The 26,142-nt window shown below is 61.7% G+C and carries 21 protein-coding genes; 4 read left to right on the forward strand and 17 right to left on the reverse strand.

Going from position 1 to position 26,142, the window contains the following annotated elements:
• Window positions 1-76 precede the first annotated feature (76 nt).
• The 14 genes from H8S56_RS18275 to cpaB all read right to left on the reverse strand — a co-directional run bounded on the left by H8S56_RS18275 (window position 77) and on the right by cpaB (window position 14,291).
• The gene (locus H8S56_RS18275; RefSeq protein WP_187519413.1) at window positions 77-1,378 is read right to left on the reverse strand and encodes a DUF3426 domain-containing protein; all 1,302 of its coding nucleotides are present in this window, start codon (window positions 1,376-1,378) and stop codon (window positions 77-79) included.
• Window positions 1,379-1,402: 24 nt separating this feature from the next.
• On the reverse strand, window positions 1,403-2,281 hold the full coding sequence (prmA, locus tag H8S56_RS18280; protein ID WP_024685409.1) for a 50S ribosomal protein L11 methyltransferase: 879 nt from the start codon (window positions 2,279-2,281) through the stop codon (window positions 1,403-1,405).
• 125 nt (window positions 2,282-2,406) lie between these two features.
• Window positions 2,407-3,750 (reverse strand): acetyl-CoA carboxylase biotin carboxylase subunit, encoded by a 1,344-nt coding sequence (accC, locus tag H8S56_RS18285; protein WP_024685408.1) that lies wholly within the window; start codon window positions 3,748-3,750, stop codon window positions 2,407-2,409.
• Between the two features lie 17 nt (window positions 3,751-3,767).
• Entirely contained in the window at window positions 3,768-4,223 is a 456-nt protein-coding gene (accB, locus tag H8S56_RS18290) for an acetyl-CoA carboxylase biotin carboxyl carrier protein (protein WP_024685407.1), read from the reverse strand.
• A gap of 79 nt (window positions 4,224-4,302) precedes the next feature.
• Window positions 4,303-4,755 (reverse strand): type II 3-dehydroquinate dehydratase, encoded by a 453-nt coding sequence (gene aroQ, locus H8S56_RS18295; protein WP_024685406.1) that lies wholly within the window; start codon window positions 4,753-4,755, stop codon window positions 4,303-4,305.
• Window positions 4,756-4,883: 128 nt separating this feature from the next.
• Window positions 4,884-6,668, reverse strand: a complete 1,785-nt coding sequence (locus H8S56_RS18300) for a protein-disulfide reductase DsbD (protein WP_187519414.1) — start codon at window positions 6,666-6,668, stop codon at window positions 4,884-4,886.
• Between the two features lie 113 nt (window positions 6,669-6,781).
• Window positions 6,782-7,054, reverse strand: coding sequence for a DUF3613 domain-containing protein (locus H8S56_RS18305; protein WP_187519415.1), 273 nt, complete (start codon window positions 7,052-7,054; stop codon window positions 6,782-6,784).
• On the reverse strand, window positions 7,051-7,788 hold the full coding sequence (locus H8S56_RS18310) for a tetratricopeptide repeat protein (protein ID WP_187519416.1): 738 nt from the start codon (window positions 7,786-7,788) through the stop codon (window positions 7,051-7,053). The genes H8S56_RS18305 and H8S56_RS18310 overlap by 4 nt, the downstream gene beginning before the upstream one ends.
• A gap of 28 nt (window positions 7,789-7,816) precedes the next feature.
• Window positions 7,817-8,701: a type II secretion system F family protein gene (locus H8S56_RS18315; protein ID WP_187519417.1), complete on the reverse strand. Its 885-nt coding sequence runs from the start codon at window positions 8,699-8,701 to the stop codon at window positions 7,817-7,819.
• A gap of 1 nt (window position 8,702) precedes the next feature.
• The gene (locus H8S56_RS18320) at window positions 8,703-9,587 is read right to left on the reverse strand and encodes a type II secretion system F family protein (protein WP_187519418.1); all 885 of its coding nucleotides are present in this window, start codon (window positions 9,585-9,587) and stop codon (window positions 8,703-8,705) included.
• A 12-nt stretch (window positions 9,588-9,599) separates the two neighbouring features.
• Window positions 9,600-10,856 carry a CpaF family protein gene (locus H8S56_RS18325; RefSeq protein WP_187519419.1) on the reverse strand — a complete coding sequence of 419 codons (1,257 nt, stop codon included), beginning with the start codon at window positions 10,854-10,856 and terminating at the stop codon, window positions 9,600-9,602.
• A complete protein-coding gene (locus H8S56_RS18330; RefSeq protein ID WP_187519420.1) occupies window positions 10,856-12,046 on the reverse strand; it encodes an AAA family ATPase in 1,191 nt (396 codons plus the stop codon). The genes H8S56_RS18325 and H8S56_RS18330 overlap by 1 nt, the downstream gene beginning before the upstream one ends.
• Window positions 12,043-13,299, reverse strand: a complete 1,257-nt coding sequence (locus tag H8S56_RS18335; protein WP_187519421.1) for a type II and III secretion system protein family protein — start codon at window positions 13,297-13,299, stop codon at window positions 12,043-12,045. Before H8S56_RS18335 ends, H8S56_RS18330 begins: the two co-directional genes overlap by 4 nt.
• Window positions 13,300-13,319: 20 nt before the next feature.
• On the reverse strand, window positions 13,320-14,291 hold the full coding sequence (gene cpaB / locus H8S56_RS18340; RefSeq protein ID WP_187519422.1) for a Flp pilus assembly protein CpaB: 972 nt from the start codon (window positions 14,289-14,291) through the stop codon (window positions 13,320-13,322).
• A 331-nt stretch (window positions 14,292-14,622) separates the two neighbouring features.
• Here cpaB and H8S56_RS18345 point away from each other — a divergent pair, with 331 nt between their 5' ends.
• Window positions 14,623-14,814: a Flp family type IVb pilin gene (locus H8S56_RS18345; RefSeq protein ID WP_187519423.1), complete on the forward strand. Its 192-nt coding sequence runs from the start codon at window positions 14,623-14,625 to the stop codon at window positions 14,812-14,814.
• 84 nt (window positions 14,815-14,898) lie between these two features.
• Window positions 14,899-15,306 (forward strand): response regulator, encoded by a 408-nt coding sequence (locus H8S56_RS18350; protein ID WP_024685404.1) that lies wholly within the window; start codon window positions 14,899-14,901, stop codon window positions 15,304-15,306.
• Between the two features lie 129 nt (window positions 15,307-15,435).
• Here H8S56_RS18350 and pbpC read toward each other — a convergent pair whose 3' ends face one another.
• Window positions 15,436-17,844: a peptidoglycan glycosyltransferase PbpC gene (gene pbpC, locus H8S56_RS18355; protein WP_235986814.1), complete on the reverse strand. Its 2,409-nt coding sequence runs from the start codon at window positions 17,842-17,844 to the stop codon at window positions 15,436-15,438.
• A gap of 95 nt (window positions 17,845-17,939) precedes the next feature.
• On the opposite strand from pbpC, the gene H8S56_RS18360 reads away from it, so the two are divergent.
• On the forward strand, window positions 17,940-18,233 hold the full coding sequence (locus H8S56_RS18360; protein ID WP_002555356.1) for a hypothetical protein: 294 nt from the start codon (window positions 17,940-17,942) through the stop codon (window positions 18,231-18,233).
• Between the two features lie 57 nt (window positions 18,234-18,290).
• Here the strand turns inward: H8S56_RS18360 and H8S56_RS18365 are convergent, their stop codons facing one another.
• Window positions 18,291-23,237 (reverse strand): alpha-2-macroglobulin family protein, encoded by a 4,947-nt coding sequence (locus H8S56_RS18365; RefSeq protein WP_187519424.1) that lies wholly within the window; start codon window positions 23,235-23,237, stop codon window positions 18,291-18,293.
• A gap of 636 nt (window positions 23,238-23,873) precedes the next feature.
• Here H8S56_RS18365 and H8S56_RS18370 point away from each other — a divergent pair.
• A complete protein-coding gene (locus H8S56_RS18370; protein ID WP_187519425.1) occupies window positions 23,874-25,214 on the forward strand; it encodes an MATE family efflux transporter in 1,341 nt (446 codons plus the stop codon).
• Here H8S56_RS18370 and H8S56_RS18375 read toward each other — a convergent pair.
• The gene (locus H8S56_RS18375) at window positions 25,208-26,107 is read right to left on the reverse strand and encodes an alpha/beta hydrolase (RefSeq protein WP_187519426.1); all 900 of its coding nucleotides are present in this window, start codon (window positions 26,105-26,107) and stop codon (window positions 25,208-25,210) included. The genes H8S56_RS18370 and H8S56_RS18375 overlap by 7 nt on opposite strands.
• Between the last annotated feature and the right edge of the window lie 35 nt (window positions 26,108-26,142).

Consider the following 26,142-nt stretch of genomic DNA (forward strand, 5'->3'; position numbering starts at 1 on the left):
ACAAATATGCAGGAGTGTGCTGCATAAGCTGCCTGTTTGTCAGGTGACTACCCCGCGCCGACGTGCCTCTCGCCGCTCATTCGGGCGAGCGGAAGTTCAGGCTGTAATTCACGGCCTTCGCACCCGGATCGAGAATATCCAGCGCAATATGGATCGGAGTCTGGGGTGGCATCTCTTCCTTGCCAGCCATTTCGCCGCTCAGGTATTCCCCGGGCTTGAACCGACGACTGGCAATGAGCTGACCACTGGTATCAGCGAACCGCAGTTCCAGCAATGGAAATGGCTGGGAAAATGAGGCGCGGTTATAGATGATCGCGTCCACCACCAGAGCCCCTTGAAATTCCGGGTGGCTGCGCACCACCAGATTGCTGCTGCGCAGCAGGGATATGTCGACCTTGGACGGCACCTTGCAGCCGATTTGTGGGCAGATCTGCTGAAACCATTCGCGGTACTGGTCCTGTCGCGCCAGATGATCGAAGTGGTACCAGATGTACTGGCCGGCCAATCCTGCCAGTGCAAGCACTATCAGAATCCCCCACGCCAGTCGGCGGCCCCAGCGCGGCTTGGGGCGCTGCCAATCCAGTTGCAGCGGATCGTCACTGAGGTCCAGCAGGGTCTTGTCACGCACGGCGGGTTCGTTTCGAGTGCGCCTGCCGCGTACCTCGGGTTCTGGCTCGTCATCATGCGTGGAGTCGGTGTGGTCGTCGTCATCGACCGCCGACCAGCGTTCGGTTTTCTCGGTCGTTGGCTGCTTGCGGGCGCTGATGGGCGGAGCCATGGGCTCGTCGTCCAGGTCATGGTGCGAAGACAGCGAGGGTTCGGTGCGCTGAGTGTCCGGCGTCGGTTCCGGCTCGGGTGTGTGGTCCTGCTCCTCGATCACCTCGGCCTTTAGCTCGGGCAGGTGGCTGACGTCGTCGTTGTGCAGGGTGTCTACCCAAATGGCTTCGTCGGCATGCGAGGTCTCACGGTGAGCGGTGAGTGCCGTGTCGTCATTGCGCACGCCCGAGCCGCCGAAGGTGTCCGGGCGCTGTGTCTCGCGCTGTTCGAGCCGAGCCAGTTCTTCGTCCAGGTTCAGGTTGTCCAGGTCCATTTCGCTGACCTGCCAAGGGTCCTCTTCAACCTGAGCGCGCCTGGGCTCGGGGTGAGGGGTGGGCGAGGGCGGTGACGCCGGCTCGACCACCACCGGCACCGGTGCCTCTGCCTCTGCCTCTTTTACGGGCTCCTCGGTCGCTCGCTGTTCCAGCAATTGCCGGGCAGCGTTGAATACCTGCAGGCAGGCGCCGCAACGAACCACCCCACGAGCCACGCTCAATTGCGCATGGCTGACACGGAAGCTGGTCTGGCAATGAGGGCACTGGGTGACGAAACTGTCGGTCATGCGGCGGTCCGGTTCAGGCGGCGGTTAACGGCGACGGCCCGTGATGCGTACCCAGCCATCTCGGTTCGCGATCGGGTCCAGATCGAATGTAGCAGCATAAGCAGCGGCCACTTCCTCTCCCTGCTCGGCCAGAATGCCGGACAGTGCAAGACGCCCTCCAGGCTTGACCAGCTCTGCCAGCTGGGGGGCCAGCGATACCAGTGGGCCAGCCAGAATATTGGCGACCAGCACATCGGCCGGTGTGCGAGGCAGGTCTTCAGGCAGGTACAGAGGGAAACGCTCGGCAGCGATGTTGTTGCGCCCGGCGTTGTCACGCGAGGCTTCAAGCGCCTGGACGTCGATGTCAGTGCCGACGGCCTGTTCTGCGCCCAGCAACAGTGCAGCAATGGCCAGGATGCCGGAGCCACAGCCGAAGTCCAGCACGTGGCTGCCCTTGAGGTCCTGGCCGTCCAGCCATTCCAGGCACAGGGCGGTGGTCGGATGTGTGCCGGTGCCGAATGCCAGGCCCGGGTCGAGCAGCAGGTTCACGGCGTCAGGCTCGGGAGCGGCATGCCAGCTCGGCACGATCCACAGGCGCTGGCCGAAGCGCATCGGCTGGAAGTTATCCATCCAGCTGCGTTCCCAGTCCTGGTCTTCAATGACTTCGGCGGTATGCTCGGGCAATTCGGCATCGGTCAGCAGGCGCAGGTGTGCAAGCACCAGATCGGCATCGGTGTCGGCTTCGAACAGCGCCAGCAGATGAGTGTGTGCCCACAGCGGCGTGGTGTTGAGTTCAGGTTCGAAAATCGGCTGGTCTTCAGCGTCCATGAAGGTCACGGACACGGCGCCGACTTCGAGAAGGGCGTCTTCGTAGGTTTCGGCTTGTTCTGGGCTGATGGCGAGACGGACTTGCAGCCAAGGCATGGCGGATTACCTTCGATTCAAAAATAAGTGCGGGCGTGGCCGCAGGAAGCGGGCAAGTTTACTTCCAAGCGGTGCAAACAACAAAGCCGCATCACTGCGGCTTCGTCTTTATGCAACACACGGGCTTATTGATTGGCCAGTTTGTGTTCCAGGTAGTGGATGTTGACGCCGCCTTCGCAGAAGCCTTCATCGCGGGTCAGATCACGGTGCAGCGGGATGTTGGTCTTGATCCCGTCGACCACGATTTCGTCCAGGGCATTGCGCATGCGTGCCATGGCTTCTTCGCGGGTTGCGCCCCAGGTGATCAGCTTGCCGATCAGCGAGTCGTAGTTCGACGGCACCTTGTAACCGCTGTACAGGTGCGAATCGACACGAACGCCGTTGCCGCCTGGCGCGTGGAAGTGCTTGACCAGGCCAGGGCTCGGGATGAAGGTTTTCGGGTCTTCAGCGTTGATCCGGCATTCCAGCGAATGGCCCTTGATGACCACGTCATCCTGGGTGAACGACAGTTTGTTGCCGGCGGCGATGCTGAGCATCTCCTTGACGATGTCGATACCGGTGACCATCTCCGAAACCGGGTGCTCCACCTGAACACGGGTGTTCATTTCGATGAAGTAGAAACGGCCGTTCTCGTACAGGAACTCGAACGTGCCCGCGCCGCGGTAACCGATATCGATGCACGCCTTGACGCAGGCTGCGAAGACATCTTTGCGCGCCTGCTCGTCGATGAACGGAGCCGGTGCTTCTTCCAGTACCTTCTGGTGACGGCGTTGCAGCGAGCAGTCACGATCACCGAGGTGGATCGCCTGGCCCTGACCGTCGGAAATGACCTGGACTTCCACGTGACGCGGGTTGGTCAGGTATTTTTCCAGGTAGACCATCGGGTTGCTGAACCAGGCGGCCGCTTCAGCGCGGGTCTGGGCAGCGGCTTCGATCAGGTCTTCTTCCTTGTGCACCACGCGCATACCGCGACCACCACCGCCACCGGCGGCCTTGATGATCACTGGATAGCCGACTTCACGGCCGATGCGCAGCGCCGTCGCTTCGTCTTCCGGCAGCGGGCCGTCAGAACCCGGAACGGTAGGCACGTTGGCGCGCTTCATGGCGTCCTTGGCCGAAACCTTGTCGCCCATCAGGCGAATGGTGTCGGCTTTCGGGCCGATGAAGGCAAAGCCGGATTTCTCGACCTGTTCGGCAAAGTCGGCGTTTTCCGCGAGGAAGCCGTAGCCGGGGTGGATCGCTGTGGCACCGGTCAGCTCGGCGGCCGAGATGATCGCCGGGATGTTCAGGTACGACAGGTTGGCAGGTGCCGGGCCGATGCAGACGGTTTCGTCGGCCAGGCCCAGGTGCATCAACTCGCGATCTGCCGTGGAGTGTACAGCGACGGTCTTGATGCCCAGTTCTTTACAGGCACGCAAGATGCGCAAGGCAATTTCGCCGCGGTTGGCGATCAGAACTTTTTCCAACATCGCAGGCTCTCCCCGGTTCAAACGATAGTGAACAGCGGCTGGTCAAACTCAACCGGCTGACCGTTTTCTACCAGGATGGATTCGATCACACCGCTGGCTTCGGCCTGGATGTGGTTCATCATTTTCATCGCTTCGACGATGCAGATGGTGTCGCCTTTCTTGACGGTCTGACCGACTTCAACGAATGCAGGCGAAGTCGGCGCAGGGGTGCGGTAGAACGTACCGACCATTGGCGATTTCACGACATGGCCGTTCAGCTTGGGAGCCGATGGCGCTTCTGCTGCGACTGGCGCGGCGGCTGGTGCCGGTGCGGCGACTGGCGCTGCAACAGGGGCCGGAGCGTAATACTGCTGCGCAGGGGTCTTGCTGTGACGGCTGATTCGTACGGACTCTTCGCCTTCACGAATTTCCAGTTCGTCGATGCCAGACTCTTCCAGCAATTCGATCAGTTTCTTGACTTTGCGAATATCCATCAATCATCAACTCCCAAGGGGTCTGTCAGTCAGTTCGGCAGCCGGTTCAAACCATGAGGTCAGCTTCTGGCTGCACCATTCATGGCCTGGAGCTAACGGCCAGTTGTTCCAGGGCGGCCTCCAGGGCCAGTCGGTAACCGCTGGCGCCAAGGCCGCAGATCACTCCCACAGCAACATCTGAAAAGTAGGAGTGATGGCGGAAAGGTTCGCGTTTGTGCACGTTCGACAAATGCACTTCGATGAATGGGATGCTCACTCCCATCAGCGCGTCACGTATTGCCACGCTTGTATGCGTAAAAGCGGCAGGATTGATCAAAATAAAGTCCACACCTTCATCGCGAGCAGCGTGAATGCGGTCGATCAATTCGTACTCGGCGTTGCTTTGCAGGTACATCAGATGGTGGCCAGCATCGCGAGCGCGCTGTTCCAGGTCCTGATTGATCTGAGGCAGGGTGACGGTGCCGTATACACCGGGTTCCCGAGTGCCGAGCAGGTTCAGGTTGGGTCCGTGAAGAACCAGAATGGTCGCCATTGTGTAGTCCTTTTATTGTCTGCGAGCGTTTACGCCCGGCGACTATGCCGGAAGGGCAATGGACTGTCCAGTTAACTACAGTAGCCAGCACGATGAGCGATATTCGCGCAAAGTTTATGACTCAGGGGCTAGATTTGGTCATTTGCTCCATTCAGGCGTTCGATCAGCGCCGCAGCGTCGATTTCCCCAACAACCCGTACGTTTTGCAGTTCTTCGCCGCTTTTGCTGAAAAATAGCAGCGCGGGCGGGCCAAACAGTTTGTAGCGATCCAGCAGGGCGCGCTGTTCTGCGTTGCTGTCGGTCATGTCGAACTTCACTAGGCTGTAGCCTGACAGACGTTGGACAACACCCGGATCAGGCAGTACTTCATGTTCGATCACTTTGCAGCTGATGCACCAGTCGGCGTACCAGTCGAGCATCAAAGGTTTGCCATTGCGCTTTGCTTCGTCGAGTACGCGGTCCAGTTCTGCGGAGGTGGTGATGGTTTGCCACGGGTTGGTCGCCAACGCTACCGCCCCGTTGCTGACCGTCGCTTGCGCGCGGCCCAATGGGCGTGTGGGGTCGGTCTGGCCGGTCAGTGCGCCGTACCAGCATGCCAGAGCGTAGACCAATAGAAGCAGACCGATAAGCTGCGCCAGCTTTTGGCGAGACGTTTTGTCGGTCAGTTGCAGCGTGCCCATGAACAGCGCCACGCCAGCGCTCAACAGACCGACCAGCAGCAGGGTGATCTGGCCGGGCAGAACGCGACTCAGCAAACCGATGGCCAGGGCGAGCAGCAGCACGCCGATGGCGTTTTTTACGGTGACCAGCCATGGGCCGCTTTTCGGCAGCCAGGCCGCGCCGCCTGTGGCGACCAGCAGCAGCGGTGCGCCCATGCCCAGGCCCAGCGCGAAGAGTTTCAAGGCGCCCCCGAGTGCGTCACCGCTGGCGCTGATGTACAGCAATGCGCCGGCCAGCGGTGCTGAAACACAGGGTGAAACCAGCAGGCTCGACACCACGCCCAGTACCGCAGCGCCCCACAGCGAGCCGCCTTCGGTCTTGCCTGCAATGCGGTCAAGCCGGTTGCTCAAGCCTTGCGGCAGGCGCAGTTCGAAGAGGCCGAACATGGCGATGGCGAAGACCACAAAGAAGGCCGAGAACGGCACCAGCACCCAGGCCGATTGCAGGCGTGCCTGCAGATTGAGACCGGCACCGAACATGCCCATCAGTGCGCCGAGCAAGGCAAAACACACTGCCATCGGCAGCACGTAGGCCAGCGACAGGCTTAAACCACGCAGACCACCCACCTGACCGCGCAGCACGACGCCGGACAGGATCGGCAGCATTGGCAGCACGCAGGGCGTAAAGGTCAGGCCCACGCCTGCCAGGAAGAACAGCGCCAGTTCCTTCCAGCTCCACGCTGTCTTTGCGTCGGGCGCAGAAGCCGAAGCGGCAGCGTTCGCTGCGACGTCACCGATGTCCAGTCGCTCGGTTTCGGGGGGATAGCACAGGCCCTTGTCGGCGCAGCCCTGATAGGTCACGGCAAGGGTAAAAGGTCGTTCTTCGCCGGGCTTGCGGGGCAGGTTGATGTCCAGAATGCCGTGATAGACCTCGACGTCGCCGAAGTACTCGTCATGTTTCTGCTCGCCTTTAGGCAGTTGCGCCTCGCCCAGGCCAATGTCGGCAGGCTCGGTGCGAAACTGAAAGCGATGGCGATACAGGTAATAGCCTTCGGTGGCGACAAAGCGCAGCTTGATGGATTGCGGCGTGGTTTCGATCAGGCTTAGCTGGAAGGCCTGACGAACGGGCAGGAATTCCTTGCTGTTATCAAGGGTTGCACCGCCCAGCGTCGGGGCCGGGCGACTCTCCAGCAGACTTGCGCCGAAGGCGGGCATGGTCAGGATCAACAGCATCAGGCATAGCAAGCGGCGCATGGCAGTCCAGAGTCTCGGAGCTCGAAAGTCTGCGCATGATAACGGAGTGCTTCGCTGCGTGCTGTGATCGCGTTTGTAAGGACCGATTTCAAGAGTCGCCTGTAGGGCAGGTCCTACTGCTGCGACGCGAAGCTGCCGCCGGTCTCCTGATCAAAGAACTCGGGGATCTTGTACTTGTAGCTTTCAAGCCAGCGTTGCAGGCTCAGGTCGCGCTCGGCGGGCGTACTGGTTTGCGGAGTGGGGGAGGATGCGGTGCCTTTGGCCTGCAGTTTCAGCCAGGTTTCGGTCTGGGTCTGGGGCTGAGTGGTCGTCGAGGACGAATCACTGGCCAGCGTGTCCGTTGAAAATGCCAGCAGCACGGCGCCGCAGAGGAGAATGCGTTTCATGGTTGTACTCCGCTGAGTGAAGGGGCTGGCCGATCCAGCATTGCCGAGACCCGGGCTTTGGCGGGTGCAGGTGTGTCGACCGGGGTCTTGAGTGCATCCGCTCGCGCCTTGGCGTAGGTGATCTGTTCGGGCGACAGGCCTGCCTGGGAAGCCAGGGCAGCGGCCTGCGTCCAGTTGTCCTGATAGATCAGCAGTGTGACCAGATTCAGTGCCGCCAACGGATCGGACTGTTTGAGCTCCATGGCCGTCAGAAACTGGAAACGCGCCTGCTCGATCTTCCGTTGATTGAGATAGACGACACCCAGGTCGTTGCGGATTTTTTCGTCGGTGGGTTCAAGCTTGCTGGCCCGAAGCAGGTGCTGCTGGGCCTGCGCGTTATCGCCGCGAGCGGCTGCCAGTTGTCCGAGACCATGCTCGCCTTGAGCGGCGCGACAGGTGCCAAGCAGGCTGCGGTACAGAGGCTGTGCTTCGTCACTGCCCAGCAGCCGCAATACGCGAGCCTTGCGCAGGCGTACTTCGGCCAGGTTGTCCGGCAGGCTTTCCAGGTTGGCGAGACTGGCGTGCAGCCGGCCCTCATCGGCCATACTTTGGGCCAGATTCAGCGCAAACTCCTGGTCCGAGGTCGGTTTGGGGCAATGGCCTGTCTGACTAAGGGGGCTGGTCCACAGGGCGCTACCATCACGGGCGCATCCACCCAGCATTAACAAGCTGATCAGTACCATGACTGTCTTCATTGAGTGCCTTCCTTGAGTAACGTGAGCCTTAGCCACCCAGTGCACGGCTTAAGGCGACAAAACTGGGACCTGCCAGCACGATCAACAGCGCTGGAAACAGAAAAACCATCATGACAACCGACATTTTTGCCGACAGCTTGGAGATGTATTCCTGCAGACGGGTCATACGCCGGTCATCGATCAGTTGCTTGAGCGTCAGCAGGGATTTCAGCGCTCCGCCGCCCTGATGGACCAATTGGTTGAGGATCACGCAGGTGTCGCTGAACTCGTCCACTGCCAGCAGGGCTGCGCTTTTACGCAACTCTTCACCCAGCTCCAGGCCTGAATCGACCCGCGTCAGGATGACCCGGATTTCCTCGGACAGCACCGGCAGCAGGTCCTTGCCTTCATTGCTGAGCACCCGCAAGGCCTGCTCCACGGCCATGCCGGATTCGAACAGGATGCGCAGCAGTGGAATAAAGGTGGAAATTTCCACGACCACTTGTTTCTGGCGAGAACGGGCATATGCGGCCAGCACTCTCTTGGGCAGCATGTAACCGATGCCCAGAGCGAACATCGGTGCCACCAGAGGCTGCGCCACCTCCTTGAGGAACAGCATCTGCGCCAGCACGACCAGGGTCACCAGTCCGAACGGCACGCCGATCTGGCTGGCCGCGTACAGCGATCGTTTGCTGGCGCGGCGCCAGCCGATCCGGTTAAGCAGCAGTTGCGTTTCGCTGTCCAGGCTGACACTGCGCTGACCCAGGCGTGTGTCGCCCAGCAGGCGCAGCCAACTGCCGATGCGGCTCTCCCGTAGGGTCTGCCCCTTCAGCCGTTGAGCAACCAGACGCTCGCTTCGACGCTGCCGAGCAATACTGGACAGCACCAGAAGTGCCGCTGCCACTAACATCATTGCGCAGAGTGCGATGGCCATTTCAGATGCTCCGCAGCATGCGCCACAGCGCCAGACAGCCCAGCGCTTGCAGGATGAACGCGGCCATCAGCATGATTCGGCCGCCGCCGTCGTTCCACATGTGGATCAGATAAGTCGGGTTGACCGCCATGAAGTAACCGGCCATGCCCACTGGCAGCAGTGCCAGCACCACGGAGGTCATGCGTGTTTCGCCAGTCATGGCCCGCAACTGGCGGCTGGCTTGTTCCCGCTCGCGAATCAGCCTGATCAGGTTTTCCATCAGCTCGCTGGCGTTGCCGCCATAGCGGTTGTTGACGCGCAAACCCAGCGCGAACAGGTGAAACTCGTCACGTTCGTACAGTTCGGCGAAGTCGCGGGCCGCGTCCGGCAGACCGACGCCCAGTTGCACGTTGCGCTCGATACGGCTCATGCCGTCCTTGAGCGGCTGGTCGGCGGCCTCGATGCCATGCAGGACAGCGTCAGCCAGGGTTCTGCCGGATTTGAGACTGCGAACCGTATGGTCGAGCAATTGCGGCAGTTGCTCGACCATGCGCCGCACACGCTTGTGGTAGCGCCACGAAACGAACAGACGCAGCATCAAGGGCACGCCGACCAGTCCTGCGGCAGCGCCAAACCAGTCGAACAGGGCGTAGCCGATCACGATCATCGCCACCCACGTCATCAACAGCAGGTGGAATCGCCCGGTCGGCTGGCCAAGGCCCGCGCGCAGAAAAGCCCGGTCCAGATAGACCCAGCCGGGTTTCTCGACAATCGGCTGCACCTGGCCTGCAATCAGGCGCTCCATGATCCGCTCGCTGTCGCCCCGGCTCAACGCCAGAAAGAACAACCAGGCCGAGGCGCACAGCATCAGCACCGCGATGAACGCCAGCCACAATGACGCGCTCATGTCTCGAACTCCTCAGTAACCGGGTCGCAGCTTTTCGCCCGCGGCGTGGATCGCTTCGCGCTGAAACCCGATACCGGTACGACGATCCAGGCGGAACAGCGTGTTGGTGACATAGACGTCATCGCGGATGCCCACCACTTCCACCACTTCGCTGACCGCGCGGCGGCCATCCGGGAGACGCGTCAACTGGATGATCACGTCCAGTGCTGCGCAGATCATTTGCCTCAGGGTCTTTTCCGGGATCTGCCGTCCAGTAAGGCCCACCAGCGTTTCCAGGCGCAGCAGCGCGTCCTGAGCGTTGTTGGCGTGCACGGTGCTCATCGAGCCGTCGTGGCCGGTGTTCATGGCGGTCAGCACGTCCAGTACCTCGACGCCGCGAATCTCGCCAAGAATGATGCGGTCCGGGCGCATTCGCAGCGAGTTGCGTATCAGGTCGCTGGCGCGAACTTCACCATGACCTTCGGCATTGGGGGGACGGGTTTCCAGGCGCACCACGTGGGGGTGATTAAGCTGCAATTCGGCCACATCTTCGATGGTCACCAGTCGTTGATGGGTATCGATCAACTGGCTGAGCACGTTGAGCAGGGTGGTCTTGCCGGTGCCCGTTCCGCCACTGACCAGCACGTTGCAGCGCTTGCCCACTGCTTCGGCAAAGAAGTCGAAAATCGGCTGGTCGATGGTCTGCATCGCCACCAGATCGGCGCTTTTGAACATCTCGCGGCGAAATTTGCGGATCGACAGGCAAGGACCATCCAGCGCAATGGGTGGAATGATCGCGTTCACCCGGCTGCCATCGGGCAGGCGCGCATCGACCATCGGCGAAGATTCGTCGAGCCTGCGCCCCAGCGGGGCAAGAATGCGCTGCATGACGCGTTCGACGTGGTGCGAATCGATGAAGCGCAGGTCGGTGTGATGCAGCACGCCGTCGCGTTCGACGAAGACCTTGCCGGGCCCGTTGACCAGAATTTCCGTCACTGAGTCGTCACGCAGTAGCACTTCCAGCGGGCCGTAGCCGGTCAGTTCGTCAACCAGCTCTTCAGCCAGGCGCTCCATCTCGTAACGCGAAATCGCCAGTCGCAGCCGGGAAACGTACTCGGCTACCTTGTCGATGACGAATTGCGCCAACACCGGCCGCGAGCCCTCGAGCAGGTTTTTGCCGCTTTCTTCGATGCCGTCGATGATGTAGCGGTGCAGCACCAGTTTAAGGCCCTGGCCTTCATCGGCATGGGCTTGCGCACGGGATGACACGCCAAACAGTTTTTCCGGCATTACCTGTTCTCCCAGAGTCGGGTCAGCCAGCCTTGATCGGCTTTTTCGTGGGCGTGGGAGTTGTCGGCCATGTGTTCGCCCAGGCGACGCAAGCCCGCGCACAGTGAGTCTCGCGAAGCCAGCTCGAAGAGTGGCAGGCCTTGATTCTTGGCATTAAGGCGCAACTCCGGCGCGTAGGGCAGCACGGCACGCACGGGCAGGCCGAAGGTTTTACCGAGGGTCTGCGAATCGGGGGCAACGGCGCGCAGGTAACGATCCACCAGCAAGCCTGCGTGCTGCAGTCGCATGCCTTTTTCGCGCCACAGGTTGAGCACCTTAAGGTTGCGGCGACAGCCCAGCACACTCTGGTCCGCGTACCACAGCAACTGGTCGCAGTGGCTGACCAAGGTACGCAGCGCCTCGCTGTCCGGCTGGCCGACGAGGTTCACGACGACGTGCTCGAAGTGCTGACGCAGCGCGCTGAGCAACATGTACAGCTCGGCGGCGCTGGACTGTTCCAGATGATCGTCAGCTTCGGTATAGGCCAGGATCCGCAGGCCGCTTTGAGTGGTGGTAAAGGCGCTGTCGATCAGCGTAGCGTCAAGCCTGCGCAAGTGGCGCAGGGCATCGCCGAAACTGAAAGACGACTCCAGACCCAGCATCGCCAGGCTGTCGCCACGCGGCAGGCCCAGGTCCAGCAGCAACGTGCGCTGGCCTTTCTTGTGCACCACCATCGCCAGGTGTGTGGCAATCAATGCGCCGTCGCCATCGCTTTGTGCGCCATAAAGCACAGACAGGCCGCTCATGTTGGGGTTGGGTGCGACGGCGGGCAGGCGCTTGCTCAGGCGCCGTACCAGACCCGCTACTTCGCTGGAACGTGAGCCGTAGGCGACGAAGTCCCGTGCCCCGGCACGCATGGCGTTGAGCACCAACTGGTTATCCATGCCATCGCCCAGCGCAACAATCGCCAGCATGGGCTTGGCTTCGAGCGCGCCTTCGATCAGCGCGCTCTGGTTCATCAGGTGTTCCCGGTCCAGGCCTACGAACACCACGCTGGCGAAGGTGACGTCCACCAGTGCCAGCAGATCGTCCAGGCTGCCGGTGCCTGCGCTGACCACCTGGCCCAGCGAGCCGAGTGCACCCTGAAGCCATTCCAGGTCGGTGGTGTTGCGCGTGATTGCCAGAAACGTCTGGCTCAGGCTCTGGCTCATTCAGACAACCCGCTGCGGCGGTCGAAATCGCCGTTCTCCAGGAAATACAGTTTCAAAAAGCTCGGGTCATAGTGACGCAAGCCTTCGCCCGGCAGGGCGGGCAGTTGGGCGTTGGCGGCCAGGGGCTGGACCAGATGCGGGGTGACGATCATCAGCAGTTCGCGCTCATCGCGCTGGATCTGCGAGTTGCGAAAGAACGCGCCCAGAATCGGGATATCACCAAGGCCGGGAAACTTGTCCACGGACGAGACATTGCTGGAGCTGATCAACCCGCTGACCACGAAGCTTTCGCCGTCGGCCAGCGAGACACTTGTGTCCGTGCGGCGTATGTTGAGAGCGGGCACGGCGGTGCCCGCGATGGTGATTCCGGCAGTAAAATCCAGCTCACTGACTTCCGGGGCAACCTTGAGCACTATCCGGTCGCGGCCGACCACGGTCGGTGTCAGCGTCAGACGTACACCAAACTCCTTGTACTCGATGGAGATCCCGTTGCCTTCGCCGTTGGGCACCGGCACCGGAAACTGACCGCCGGCCAGGAAGCTTGCGCTTTGCCCGTTCAAGGCAACCAGGCTGGGACGTGCCAGGGTGTACGCGAAGCCGCTGTTTTCCAGCGCGTTGATCATCCCCAAAACCTTGCTGCTGCCACCACCCCAGACGATGTTGAAGGTGTTGTCGTTCAGCGGGATGCTCGGCCTCGTGGCGCTTACGGTGCCCGGCGTGACGTTCACGCCGGGAACCGTGCCTGGCGCCCCGAACAGAAAATTGTTCGAACTCTTGCCGAAGATCGAGGTGCTGGCCTCTTTAAGCTTGCTGCGCCGGACCTCGACGAAGCGAATATCGGTCTGAACCTGGCTGGGCACCTGCGAATCTGTGGAGGGCCGGGACTGTGCGTCGACCATCAATGCCGTCGCCCGGCCGCGCACGAATACCATGCTCTGGCGAGGTGCCTTGGAGCAGGCCGTCCACACCATCAGGCTGGTCGCGCCTGGTGCGATGCCTGTCAGTAAAAAGCCTTCGGTGTCGCTGTCACTGACATGAACATCGGCGATTTTCGGGTCGCCCACGGCAATTCGCGTGATGGCCACCGGCGACTGGATGTTCTGCTGAATGCCCTGGTTGATCTCCATGGCTGCTGGCAGTTTGTCCAGACTGCTACAACTGACGGGCGCTGCCCACGCCGAGTGCGCGGACAGCGCGCTGATCAGCAGAATCAGCAGCCTGTAGGGTGTAGCGGGCACGGAACAACAGCTCATCAAATGCAATCCTTGCTCAATCAGGGAGTTTGTTGCGTGATCGTGTTGCCGCGTATCACCTCGACGGGACGTGGCCCGCGAGGAGGTCCTGCCTGTGTGGGCGTAACGGCAGGGCTCAGGCTCAACTGGCTGAAGCTGACTTTCTGGCGATTGGCCGAATCCAGCCGCTCGGCAACGTCCAGGCTGGCGCTTTCATTGGCCCAGTAATCCTGCAGATTGCCCTCGCGTGCACTGCGCACGGCCAGGCGCAGTGTGCCGGTTTGCGATGCCAGCATCAGGCGGCCGAGCAAGGCCTGAGGTACGGCGACTACGACGGTGCGAGCGCTGGCGCGGCGTTCTTCCTGTTGGAGGCGGTCGCTGGCGCTGATGGAATTGACCGGCTTGCCATCAAGGTCAGGTCCCAGCAATTCACCCACGCTCAACACCCGCAGTGCAGGCACCGCTACCTGACTGGAGCGCTGAAGATTGTCGGCGTCGCCGGGCAGGTACAGCAGCACATCGACGTAGTCGCCCGGGCTCAACTGCCCGGCCGCGCCAGTGACTTCATCCACCAGCAACGCCAGCGCGCGCTCCTGCGGACGGATCATGCGCGCCAGTGCGCCACCGACTTGGAAGCTGCCTTCGTTCAGCCAGGTTCCGGCGGTCAGCGTGCGCCAGCTCGTGCGCCCCACGACAGAATCGATGGCGTCGAAGCTTCCAGCGGGTGCGACTCTGAGGCGCTCGACGATCAGGTCCTCTGCCGTGATAGGGGCGTACGCGGGTACGTCACGCGCCAGCACCACGACGTTATGACGTATGACGTCTTCCATGGTCGCGGGAGCGGGGCTTGGCACAGGCGCTGGCGCTGTTTCAACGGTTTCTGCGGCGGCCGGTGCAACCGCCTCGGGAGACGGTGCTTCTGGCTGTCTGCTGACGATGATCCCCATATACCCGGCGATGATCGCGCCGAGCAGAAACAGCACTGCGAGCATCGTGGTGAAGCGACTGCTCATGGCAACTTTCCCTTTTTCATCGCATGACAACCTTGAACCGATGCGTGAACGGCGCGTAAAGGGCCAGGATGTTTCACATCCATTTGGTTCTATGAAAGTAGTTCATACCCTTCAAAACGCCATTTAACTTTCTGCACAGACGTCCGTGCGCACGTTGTAGGGTGTTGATGTCACAGGTTTATCCAACGCGATGATCGGTGGGAATTATCACTTTGTGACTAATGCTTTATTACATTTGTGAGTTTGGAAGTTGGCGACAATGCTGTAGGGGTAGACGGTTTCACATGTGTTGCGCATGTCGCGCCTTTTCCGTGGCGCAAGGAGAAATGAGATGTCCCTTACAGCGCTTTATGTTCAGTGTCACACCCGGGTCAGTTCGTTCATCAAGGACAGGGAGGCCGCTTCAGGTATCGAGTACGCACTGGTGGCGGCGATGGTTGCGGTGGCGCTTGTAGCGTTTGTCCCTGGAATAAGCACCAGGATTACGGCGATTTTTAACCAGATCCAGACCGCGCTGACTTAAACGACTATTATCCGTGAGGCGCTTTTTTGCACAGGGAAATCTGGATATCCTGCTTGAAATGACCCACGTATAAAGGTGTTCACGATGGCCCTTCAGCCGACCCGCCAACAACTGCTACTGGTCGATGACGAAGAGGACGCCAATGAAGAGTTGGCAGAGCTGCTCGAAGGCGAGGGGTTCTGCTGCTTTACGGCGTCCTCGGTCAAGATGGCCTTGCAGCAACTGACTCTTCACCCGGATATCGCGTTGGTGATCACTGACCTGCGCATGCCGGAAGAAAGCGGTATCCAGTTGATTCGTCATTTGAGGGATCACACTGCGCGCCAACACCTGCCCGTGATCGTCACCTCAGGCCATGCCGACATGGACGATGTCAGCGACATGCTGCGTCTGCAGGTGCTGGACCTGTTTCGCAAGCCGATCTACCACGTCCGCTTGCTGGAAACCCTCAATAACCTGTTTCCTGAGCCGAAGATCTTCCAGGTTCAGTGAACCCGTGCCTGACCTCTTTATCATGCTCAAAGCGCTCTGAGCAGCGTTCCCCGTTCTAACCAGGCCTCACTGGCTACCAGACCTGACTGGATAAATGCATACCTTGTGGGATTTGTCGTAGGTGTAGCCTTAATCCACCACGCTGAACTCCACGCGTGCCGTCTGACCGCTTTCATCCAGTACGCTCAGTTGATAACGACCCAGCTTGTTCAGCGTCGGCGTGAAGTCCTGCTGGTTGTCGGTGTCTGCGACCTGCGCGCCATCGATGAACCACCAGCGGCGACCGCTGCCGCCTAGCGCCGATAGCTTGAGACGCAGGGCCTGACGGCTGGCGGCGGGCAGGCGCAGGTTATCGCCTTCGCGCACACCGACGATGCTCAGTGGCGGGGCCAGGTTGAGGTTGTGCGGCGGGCAGTCGGGGTCGGCCGCAGACAGACGCGCTTCGCGGCGTTCTGCGCGTGGCAGCCAGGGCTCCAGCGGGGCGGGCCACAGGGCGATGTCCTGCGGCTGTGCGTCCGGGCAACTGGCGGCGACGCGCAGTCCCTTGGCGTTGATCCAGATTCTTTCCTGTAACCCCAGCCCCAACGGTTGGTCGGCCGCTTGCAGCGTGGGCGGCGTGGTCCCGTCCAGGGTCCAGGCAAAGCGTTGGCGGCGACAATTCGGATCGCTCTTGCTCATCGGCTGACCCAGCGGCCAGCAGATCGCGGCCACGCCAACCTTCATCGGCACGGGTTGCACTGGCGCGACAATGCCGCGCTGGCTGTCGCGATTCACCAGCACATCGTGCACCTGCAGCATCAACGGCGCTGCCGACGCCAGCCCGAACTGCCCCGGCACCGGCGTGCCGTCGGGTCTGCCGATCCACACACCCACCAGAAAGCGCGGCCCGACGCCAATCGCCCAGGCGTCGCGAAAGCCATAGCTGGTGCCGGTCTTCCAGGCCAGTTGCGGACGCTGCACCAGTTCGGCGCGCGGGTCGATGTCCGGGCGCGACTGGCCACTGAGAATCCGCCGAATGATCCACGCTGCGCCCGGCGACATCATCCGCCGCTCGCGCAAGCGATCCTGCGGCTGCAAGCGCACGTCGGCACTGCGTCCGCCACGGGCGAAGGCGCTGTAGCCGGTCACCAGATCTTCCAGCCGACTGCCTGCGCCACCCAGAATCAGTGCAAGATTCGGCTCAGCCAGCGGCGGCAGGGTCAGCGGCACGCCGCCGTTGCGCAGTTCGGCGGCAAAGCGTTTCGGCCCATAGACTTCCAGCAACTGCACGGCAGGCAGGTTGAGCGACATCGATAACGCAGAACTGGCCGCCACCGGGCCGCCGAAACCGGTCGAGAAATTGCCCGGCCGGTAATCGCCATACCGGCGCGGCACGTCCTGCATCAGCGACTCGGAATGGATCAGCCCGGCGTCCATCGCCATGCCATACAGGAATGGCTTGAGCGTCGAACCCGGCGAGCGCAGCGCAGTGACCATGTCCACATGGCCGAAACGCTTGGCGTCGTTGATGTCCACCGAACCGACGTAGGCGCGTACCGCCATGGTCTCGGCCTCGACCACCAGAATGGCCGCCGAGGTGCGTTCCGGCAGGCGTGCACGCCAGCCCAGCAACAGGTCTTCCATGCGCCGTTGCAGGCTGGCATCCAGTGTGGTGCGGATCAGCGGCGGGCTATTGGCGCGGTTCAGACGCCGGGCCAGCAGCGGGGCGAGGCTCGGCTCCTGGCGCGGTGCCAGCCACAGCGGTTCTTCCAGCGCTTCATTCACGCTGCCTTGCGGCCACACCTGAAATTCGGCCAGACGCCTGAGCACCTTGTCCCGTGCGACCTGAGCCCGCAGCGGATGACGATCCGGGCGCAGACGACTCGGTGCCTGGGGCAATACTGCCAGCAGCGCCGCTTCAGCGCGTGTCAGGTTATGCGGGGATTTGCCCAGATACGCCCAGCTGGCAGCCGCCACACCTTGCAATGTGCCGCCGAACGGAGCGCGGTTGAGGTAGATACCGAGGATCTGGTCTTTCGACAGATGCCATTCCAGCTGCGCGGTGCGCCACAGCTGGCGCAGCTTGCCGAACAGCGTGCGCGAGTGCGGATCGAGCAAACGTGCGACCTGCATCGACAACGTGCTGCCGCCCGACACCACCCGTGCGCCGCTGACGTTCTGCCAGGTGGCGCGTACCAGCGCCAGCGGGTTCACGCCGGGATGGCTGTAGAACCAGCGATCCTCATAGGTCAGCAGAGCTTCGAGGTAATACGGCGACACCTGATCGTTGTTGACCGGATAGCGCCACACCCCATTGGCGTCGGCGAAGCGCCACAACGGCGTGCCGTCCTCGGCCAGCACTACGCGGGCCAGATCGTCCCTGGGCAGCGGCAGGGGCCAGATGCGATCGGCCAGCCAGAGCAGGACAACCAGCAACAACAGCGTGCACAGGGTCCAGCGCGCGGCTTTATAAAGACGCGAACGGGGCCGCGAGCCCGGTGCGGGCGTGCTGCTCAGGCGACGCTTGCGCATGAGGCGCAGAAGAAATTCAGGTTTCAATGCAAAGAGCCTTTATGATCCACGGAACCTGACACGGCTGGCGACAGCCAAAGTGCACAGATCAATTTATTCATGGCCCCAATCAGGATGGACATATGCAGGTAGAAGGCTTTTTTGAATGGCTCGGGCAGGCAATCGGCGCGGTCATCCGCTTTTTCGTCGACGGTCTGGCATGGTTGTTCAACGGGTTCACCCACGCGGGCGGCAACTTTGTCGACGGGCTGTCCCGTACGTTGGGCATGGACACCTCGCTGATCAGCATCGTGGCGCTGATCATCGGGCTGATGCTGCTGTACTCCGCCGTCCGGGCTTTCATGCGTGCGTCGATCATCCTGGGGATCATCTGGCTGGCACTGGGCCTGTGGCTGTTGAGCTGGATCATTCACTGATTCAACCCACCTTCCATCGGCTGACGTGCCCCTGAACAAGCGGGCACGTACTGCGGATCACTTGCCCTTCACGACCATCTGCGCAGGCGCATCACCCAGAGCCTGCCAGTTCGGACGATACATCGACTCCACCTGCGGCGGCGGAACACGATACGTGCCAGGCGTCACCGCGCGCGCCAGATACAGCAAGTGCACGCTGGTGCCACTGTTGATATCCAGCGCTGCGACGTAACGATCGCCACGGTATTCCTGGTGCTTGATGCCCGCGTTTTCCATCGACTCGCGAAGGGTCTTAACCTCTTCACTGGCGTCAGCCAGACTGGCCGAACTTTGCGCCAGGTTCTGGTTTTCCAGCTCAAGACCGGCTGGCAGCAAGTCCACGACCAGTGCGTCCGGGACCCGCTGACGGGCACTGACTTCCAGGTGCACCAGAACCAGTTGCCCGGTTTTCAGTGCGCCGACATTCAGCGGCGCGCCGCTGAGGCTCAGGTACTCACGACGGATGCCGAGGTTCTCGCCACCGGCAACCGGTGCCTGCGTTGGATAACCCGAAACAGTCAGTTGCTGATAAAGCGGATCGCTGCTTTCGTTGTGGACTGACAGCGGCGACGTGAGCAGTGGGCCGTCGAGTTTCAGGGCTGGCTGTTTATTGCTCAGATCACGCCCTTCAGTACCGCTGGTGAGCTTCGCTGTCCAGTCCTTGTCTGGCTTGTTCAGCAGGTTGCGACCGGCGAGGAACAGCGAGTTGCTTTCCTGAGTCGACAGATAACCGTTGGCGGCGACTTCATCGGCCAGCGTAAACAGGCGTTCATCGCGCTTGTCCTTGGCCAGGTCGTTCTCTTCCAGCAGTGCCAGAATCAGCGCCTGATCACGCAGCGAGCTGCCGTAGTCGGCCAGCCATTCGTTCTTGCGACTGATGGCCAGACCCGCCGTCAGCGCCAGATCGGCACGCGGCTTGTCGCCCATCTTCTCCAGCGCGACGGCCAGTTGCACCAGCGGCAGGCCGGAACGGGCATCGCTGCGGCGATCGAACAGGCTGCGCAGGGCGGCCAGCGGCGCCTGCTGACTGCGCGACAGTACCAGACCGGCATAGGCCTGAACCGCGAAGCGGGTGTGCTCGGCGTTCTGGCTGTAGTTGACCTGAATCTGGCCGGCGTCCTGCAAGTAGCGCAGCAGGCGTTCGTTGGCTTTCTTCAGCGAGTCTGGCGGTACGGCAAAGCCCTGATCACGCGCACGCAACAGGAAGTCGGTGACATAGGCGGTCAGCCAGTATTCCTCTTCACTGTCCGAGCCCCACAGACCGAAACTGCCGTTGTAACGCTGCATGCCCAGCAGGCGTTCGATACCGATCTCGACCTTGCGCTTGCGTTCGGCATCCGGCTCGCCCTTCAGGCCCAGACGCTTGAGCGTTGCGGCGTCAGCGTACAGCGACGGGTACAGGCCGCTCGCGGTCTGCTCCAGGCAGCCATAAGGATAGGCTTTGAGCGCACGAATCTGTTCGCCCAGGTTCAGCGGCGGACGGCTCGACAGCGACAGCATGGCTTCGCGGCCCGCCGGTTCAAAGGCTTCCAGCGCGCCCTCCGGCAGGCTCCACGGCTGATCGTTCAGGGTTGCCCGGTAATGCTTGAGCAGAGCCGGGTAGGCCGGACGCACACCGACGGTCCATTCACGGGAGAATGCAGGCAGGTTTTCGCCCGGCAGGTTCAGGCCTTCGACCTGCACTTTGATCTTGCCCTGACCCAGGCCGCCTTGCGCCAACACCGGTATTTTCAGGGTGACGCGCTGGCCTTGCTTGAGTTGCAGCGACTTGAGCTGATCGCCGCCGGGAATGCTCAACTGGCCTTCGGCGCTGACCTTGACGTCCAGCTTCTGAGCCGTGCCCGACAGGTTGGAGACGTCCAGTGCCACGTTGGTCTGGTCACCACCCGCCAGGAAACGCGGCGTCGACAGCTCGGCAATGATGGGCGCTGCGACCACGGTTTTCGCTTCGGCCATGCCGTAGCGGTCTTCGGTCCAGGCCTGCGCCATGATGCGCAGTTCGCCGTTGAAGTCCGGAATGTCTACGCTGACTTCGCCTTCACCGGCGTCGTTCAGGGTCACCGGCGCACTTTGCAGGGCCACGATCGTGACGCTGGTGTCAGGACGTTTGCCGCCCTTGGCCAGGGCGTCACCACCAAAGGCGAGGCTGGCCACACGGCCCTGACCGGCTTCGATCAACTGGCCGTAGATGTCCAGTTGGTCTGCGCCGTATTCCTTGCGACCAAACAGGCTGGCGAACGGATCCGGGGTTGCGTAACTGGTGATGTTGAGGATGCCGACGTCCACGGCCGAGACCAGCACGCGTACCTGTTTGGGCACGCTGCCATCGGCGTTTTTCGCGGCAACCTTGAGTTTGAGCGGTTGTTTGGGACGCATCTTCTCCGGCGCAGTAACGGTCAATGCCAGCTTGCGTTGCGAGCGGTCCAGCGGCAGGTGCAGAACGCCTACAGCGCGCTTGGGCGTGACGTTAGCCTTGCGCTCGCCGGGACGTACCACCAGTGCCGTCACGTACAGGTCGTGACGCGCCCATTGCTTGTCCAGTGGAATGTCGAACGATTTGCCTTCGACCGGCACGTCGATTTCCTTCCACCACAGCGGGCCTTCACTGGATTCGACCAGCAGATAGCCTTTGCCTGCGGCAGGAGGCGTTACTGTGATTTTGGCGGTGTCGCCGTCGTTGTAAGCGGGCTTGTCCAGCGCGAGCTTGACCTGATCCGGTCTGACCGCGCCGCCGTCAGTGTTGTCCTGCCAGCGGTAACCGGCCCAGAAACGCATGCTGCTGACCATGCCAGTGGATGGGTCTTCCACTTCGACGCGATACGGGCCCCACTCGACCGGGAAGCTGATTTTGGCCGTGGAGTCCTTTTTGAGGCTGACGGTTTCTTCGTTCAGGTTGAGGAATTTCTCGTTGAAGTGGTAGCTCCAGCCATCGTCGGCCGAGTAGTTCCAGTAGTAGTCGCGGCGTTCGCGAATCAGGCGCACTTTGACGTTGTCGGCCGCCAGCTTGTTGCCTGCGGCGTCTGCCATGACGATTTCGAACTCGGCCGGACCGTCGCCGTCGGTCTGCGCTTCGCCTTTGCCGGCTTGCTCGTCGTATTCATCACCACCGGTGCTGCTGCCGAACAACGCACGTACGCCGGGCAACTGCTCGGCAGGCCAGATCGGCTGCACCAGGCGGCGAGTAATCGGACGGCCGCCGGATTCCTGCAGGCTGGCTTGCAGAATCAGTTGCAACGGGGATTTGGCTTCAGCCCATTTGGTTTCAACCTCCAGGGTCGTCTGGCCATTGGGGTCGAGGGTGACAGGCTCCAGATCGACGTCGTGCTTGAGGTCTTCCTCGGTGATGGAGCCGAACTGGTAGCCCGGCAGTTTCGGCACCGCTTCGCGCAGGGGGCGCACGTACACCTGACCGGTCAGGGTGTTGCCCGACGCGGGGGCGCCATAGAGGTAGCGTCCGGTGATGTCGAACTGCGGGTTATCGGCAGGCGCGACGGGTTCATCGCTGCCCTTGAGTTCCAGCGCCAGACGTTCCGGCAGGAAGTCCTCGACCTTGAATTCGTAGAGTTGCGGCTTGCCGTCACCCAGGTCGAACACCAACTGCCAGCGTCCGGTCGGGGCTTCGTCAGCGAGCGGCAGTTGATACTGGTAGAAGCCATCCTTGTCGGCTTCCCAGACGAACTTGCGGCTGACCTGGTCGTCAGGGCGGCGCACTTCGACGGTGATCGGCTGCGGCTTGACGTTCTTGCCGTCGCTGTCGCGCAGCAGGCCGTTGAGCAATACGGTTTCGCCAGGACGATACAGGTCGCGCGGGCCGAAGATGAAGAATTGCAGCGGGTGAGCCTGCGGGCCGGAAATGTCGAACTCGGCCAGGTCCAGCGCCGAGCTGTTCAGGCGCAGCATGCTGGTCTGTTCATCCTTGTGCGCCAGCACCACTGCGGCCTTGGCAGGCAACGGCAGTTGCAGGTGGCCGTCGCTCTCGGTCTTGCCTTGGGCCACGACCTTGCCGTTGTCATCGTAGACCTCGACGTTCACGCCATCGATGGCCTTGCCACCTTCCAGCGCCTGAGTGAACACATCCAGACGATTGCTGTAGCGGTGCACCGACAGCCCGATGTCACTGAGCGTGAACAGGGTCGCAGGTTGTGAATAACTGTAAGTGCCCGAGGCACGCATCACTGCCAGATAAACCCCTGGCTGTTGCAGGGCCTTGATTCCGGCAATCGGCAGCAGCAAGGTTTCGCGGGTGTTGCGTGCAGGCTTGAGGTCGAAGCGCCCGCCGTAGACCAGATCGGCCATGGGCAACAGCTCTTCGGAACCGTAACTGGACAGGCTCGACGCGCCATCCCATTGGGCGAGGAAGCTGGGCATCGAGTCGGGTTTGACGCGAAAGAATTCGACATCGACCTTGTCGACGTTCAGTGCGATCACCGGCAGGCCCTCGGCCAGACGGGTCGGCAGCAGGCTGCCACGGCTGGCAAAACCCACGGACGGCTGCAGGTCGCGGGTTTCCAGACGGCTGATGAACTCAGCCGCGAGCTTGGCCTTGTTGACGGCCAGCAATCCGGCATCGACGGTCAGGACCAGTTTGCGTTGCGGTTCCAGATGGCGCAGACGCAGCTCCATCAGGTTGTCGGACAGCTCCCATGCGCCATCGACCTTGCCGTTCTTGCTGTCCACCAGGTGCAGCTTCTCGCCGAATTTCTGTTCCGGGTCCAGCGGCACGGAAAAACTCACCGACAGGGTGCTGGCACCATCGACCTGGATCTCAGAGACGTCGATGACCGTCAGCTCGCGGCCTGCATAGCGCTTGCTCAGCGCTGCAATGTCGACTGCCGGCTTGGGCTTTGTCTCGGTCGCCGTCTGAGTGGCCGGTGCCGCTGCGGGCGCAGGCTTTTGCGAGGTGGAAGAATCACAGGCGCTCAGCAGCGCAAGCGCGCAAGCCAAAAACAGTCCTTTGTTGAACATTTGGGCACTCATCGACGGCATTGGAGAAGGGGCTGTAACGGGGGAGACTATATAGCAGTCAGGGTTACAATTATTACGAAGCGCGCGAATAGACCTTCGGATTGAGACTTTGTTCGCAGCCGGACGTGTAATGGCTCATTGAGAGGATGATCGAGCCCATCACTCTTTGTTCATTGCTCATACGCAAGCCCGTTGAAGACACTCTATTTTTTGCGGGAGGTGCCGCTGCCTGTTCGGGGCTGCGCTGTCTCGCGGCAAACTCGGGACTGTGGGAGGCGGCTTGCCGGCGATGAAGCCCGCACGATTTATCAGAAAATCGCTATCATCAGTCATCGCGGACTGGGCGGCGTTCCGGTTGTCCTGGAAAGGGGCGGTACATCCGATGAAGATGCAGTGCAAGAGCGACTGCATTCGCGGACAAGTCCGCTCCTACGACCCCGAAGTGAACTAAATACTTAAATACTGTAGGAGCGGACTTGTCCGCGAAAAGGCCAGTGCAGCCGACACATGTTCAGCCGCTGAACTGCAGCTTTTCGCCCATAAACAAAACCTGCGTTGATTCAGGGGAATGTGCAGACCTTCAGTCGGCAAACCCTCGCAGGGCTCGCTACAATGCCCGCCTTCCCGGGAGTCCTCATGTCCAGTTTGCTCAGCGATTGGCGTCATCGCCCCACTCATCGTCGTGTCTGGGCGCTGGCTGCGCCGATGATTCTTTCGAACATTTCCGTGCCACTGGTTGCGCTGGTCGACAGTGCGGTGATCGGTCATCTGCCGCATGCGCATCAACTGGGCGCGGTGGCGGTGGGCGCGACCTTGTATACGTTTCTGGCCTGGGCCATGGGCTTTCTGCGCATGGGCACCACCGGTTTTGCTGCGCAGGCAGCGGGGCGTTCCGATGGCGCGGTGCTGCGCCAGATCCTGTTGCAAGGCCTGCTACTGGCAGCAGGGCTGGCGCTGATGCTGGGTGTGATCGCTGTGCCGTTCAGCCAGCTGGCGCTGAGCCTGATGCAGCCGTCGGCCGACCTGCAGCAGATGACGCTGGATTTCTTTCATACCCGATTGTTCGGCCTGCCCGCCGCGCTCGCCACCTATGCGCTGGTGGGCTGGTTTCTCGGCACGCAAAATGCGCGGGCACCCCTGGCGATTCTGCTGACCACCAACCTGGTCAACATCGCGCTCAATCTTTGGTTCGTGATCGGTCTGGACTGGGGCGTGGTGGGCTCTGCACGGGCCTCGGTGCTGGCGGAATGGACCGGCGTGCTGCTCGGTCTGGTCCTGGCGAACAAGACGCTGCGTGACTGGCCGGGTCAGATCGTCTGGGCGGCATTGAGGCTGTGGAGCAACTGGCGGCCGCTGCTGGCGGTCAATCGCGACATCTTTCTACGCACGCTGGCGCTGCAATCGGTGATGTTTCTGATCACCGTGCAGGGCGCTCGGCTGGGTGATGCGACGGTCGCCGCCAATGCGCTGCTGCTCAACGGCCTGCTGCTGACCTCCCACGCGCTGGACGGGCTGGCGCATGCGGTGGAGGCTCTGTGTGGGCATGCCATCGGTGCGCGTGACCGGGCGACCTTGCGGCGCTCACTGGTGGTCGCCGCAGGCTGGTCGCTGATTGCCAGCGTCGGGTTCGCGCTGCTGTTTCTGGTGGGCGGTCACTGGTTCATTCGTTTACAGACTGACATCCCGGACGTGCGTGACACGGCGATGATTTATTTGCCTTATCTGGCGCTGATGCCGCTGCTTGCGGTCTGGAGCTACCTGCTCGACGGGCTGTTCATCGGCGCAACCCGTGCCCGCGAGATGCGCAACGCCATGCTGATCAGCGCAGCCGCCATCGCGCCAGTCGCGTATCTGGCCGCCAGCCACGATAACCATGCGTTATGGCTGACCTTTCTGGCGTTCACCCTGTTGCGCGGCATCAGCCTGGGCACCATCGCCTGGCGTCTGACGCGCAAGGATGGCTGGTTCGTTCACTGAGCCGCGGGCTGCGCGCCGGCCACAGCAGAGGGTGCGCGAGGCGGGTTGACGAACAGCACGACCTCATCAAGCACCGGAGCCAGGCTGCGCAAGGGTCTGGCAAACGCACCGATCAGCGTGCCGTGATTGGTGCGCGAGAAATAGCGTTCGCGGACCTGAACGCCGTCATCGCGCAAGCGCGTGGCCAGGCCTCCTGTGTTGCGCACCGGATTGACCAGCGAATCATCGTCCGAAGCCATCAGCAAGGCGCGTGGCGCCCCCGCGCTGACATGGTTGATGGGCTGCGAGTCAGGCGGTGAATTGGGGAAGAAGAACACCGGTTTGACGTCGGCATTCTTGATCGGCAGAAAATCGTAAGGGCCGGCCAGGCCGATCCAGCCACTGAGGATGGCGGGCGACAAGCCTTCCCGCGCCAGCCAGCGCGCGTCGAGTGCGAGCATTGAGGCGTTGTAGGCCCCCGAACTGTGGCCCATTACGTACAGGCGATGCGTATCGCCGCCAAAAGCCGCTGCGTTCCGATAGACCCACGCCAGTGCTTTGGCTGAATCTTCCAGAAAGCTTGGGTAGCGGACTTGAGGGTACAGTCGGTAGTCGGCGATGATCACCACGATACCCTTGGCGGCGAGCGATTCTCCGACAAAGTCATAATCGCTGCGTGAGCCACTGTTCCAGCTTCCGCCGTAGAAAAACACCACGACGGGCGCCTGAGCGACTTTCGTTTTGGGGGTGTAAACGTCCAGCCGGTTGCGCGGGTCGGGGCCGTATGCGAGCCCCGAAACCTTGTCGACCGTGCTGGTGGGCGTCAATGCGTTGAGCAGCTTCAAGGCAGAGCAACCCGACAGGAATGCCAACAGGGCTGTCGTCATCAGTGTCAGGCATATCGTTCGGATCATGGTTACGCTCGATTGAAGTACGCGGGGCTGGACCA

The sequence above is a fragment of the Pseudomonas triticifolii genome (assembly GCF_014358015.1).
Lineage (GTDB): Bacteria > Pseudomonadota > Gammaproteobacteria > Pseudomonadales > Pseudomonadaceae > Aquipseudomonas > Aquipseudomonas triticifolii.

What these genes read in the sequence shown, in the direction of transcription:
- H8S56_RS18275 (WP_187519413.1), bottom strand. Translation starts at nt 1,378, where the DNA reads ATGACCGACAGTTTCGTCACCCAGTGCCCTCATTGCCAGACCAGCTTC.
- prmA (WP_024685409.1), bottom strand. Translation starts at nt 2,281, where the DNA reads ATGCCTTGGCTGCAAGTCCGTCTCGCCATCAGCCCAGAACAAGCCGAA.
- accC (WP_024685408.1), bottom strand. Translation starts at nt 3,750, where the DNA reads ATGTTGGAAAAAGTTCTGATCGCCAACCGCGGCGAAATTGCCTTGCGC.
- accB (WP_024685407.1), bottom strand. Translation starts at nt 4,223, where the DNA reads ATGGATATTCGCAAAGTCAAGAAACTGATCGAATTGCTGGAAGAGTCT.
- aroQ (WP_024685406.1), bottom strand. Translation starts at nt 4,755, where the DNA reads ATGGCGACCATTCTGGTTCTTCACGGACCCAACCTGAACCTGCTCGGC.
- H8S56_RS18300 (WP_187519414.1), bottom strand. Translation starts at nt 6,668, where the DNA reads ATGCGCCGCTTGCTATGCCTGATGCTGTTGATCCTGACCATGCCCGCC.
- H8S56_RS18305 (WP_187519415.1), bottom strand. Translation starts at nt 7,054, where the DNA reads ATGAAACGCATTCTCCTCTGCGGCGCCGTGCTGCTGGCATTTTCAACG.
- H8S56_RS18310 (WP_187519416.1), bottom strand. Translation starts at nt 7,788, where the DNA reads ATGAAGACAGTCATGGTACTGATCAGCTTGTTAATGCTGGGTGGATGC.
- H8S56_RS18315 (WP_187519417.1), bottom strand. Translation starts at nt 8,701, where the DNA reads ATGGCCATCGCACTCTGCGCAATGATGTTAGTGGCAGCGGCACTTCTG.
- H8S56_RS18320 (WP_187519418.1), bottom strand. Translation starts at nt 9,587, where the DNA reads ATGAGCGCGTCATTGTGGCTGGCGTTCATCGCGGTGCTGATGCTGTGC.
- H8S56_RS18325 (WP_187519419.1), bottom strand. Translation starts at nt 10,856, where the DNA reads ATGCCGGAAAAACTGTTTGGCGTGTCATCCCGTGCGCAAGCCCATGCC.
- H8S56_RS18330 (WP_187519420.1), bottom strand. Translation starts at nt 12,046, where the DNA reads ATGAGCCAGAGCCTGAGCCAGACGTTTCTGGCAATCACGCGCAACACC.
- H8S56_RS18335 (WP_187519421.1), bottom strand. Translation starts at nt 13,299, where the DNA reads ATGAGCTGTTGTTCCGTGCCCGCTACACCCTACAGGCTGCTGATTCTG.
- cpaB (WP_187519422.1), bottom strand. Translation starts at nt 14,291, where the DNA reads ATGAGCAGTCGCTTCACCACGATGCTCGCAGTGCTGTTTCTGCTCGGC.
- H8S56_RS18345 (WP_187519423.1), top strand. Translation starts at nt 14,623, where the DNA reads ATGTCCCTTACAGCGCTTTATGTTCAGTGTCACACCCGGGTCAGTTCG.
- H8S56_RS18350 (WP_024685404.1), top strand. Translation starts at nt 14,899, where the DNA reads ATGGCCCTTCAGCCGACCCGCCAACAACTGCTACTGGTCGATGACGAA.
- H8S56_RS18360 (WP_002555356.1), top strand. Translation starts at nt 17,940, where the DNA reads ATGCAGGTAGAAGGCTTTTTTGAATGGCTCGGGCAGGCAATCGGCGCG.
- H8S56_RS18365 (WP_187519424.1), bottom strand. Translation starts at nt 23,237, where the DNA reads ATGTTCAACAAAGGACTGTTTTTGGCTTGCGCGCTTGCGCTGCTGAGC.
- H8S56_RS18370 (WP_187519425.1), top strand. Translation starts at nt 23,874, where the DNA reads ATGTCCAGTTTGCTCAGCGATTGGCGTCATCGCCCCACTCATCGTCGT.
- H8S56_RS18375 (WP_187519426.1), bottom strand. Translation starts at nt 26,107, where the DNA reads ATGATCCGAACGATATGCCTGACACTGATGACGACAGCCCTGTTGGCA.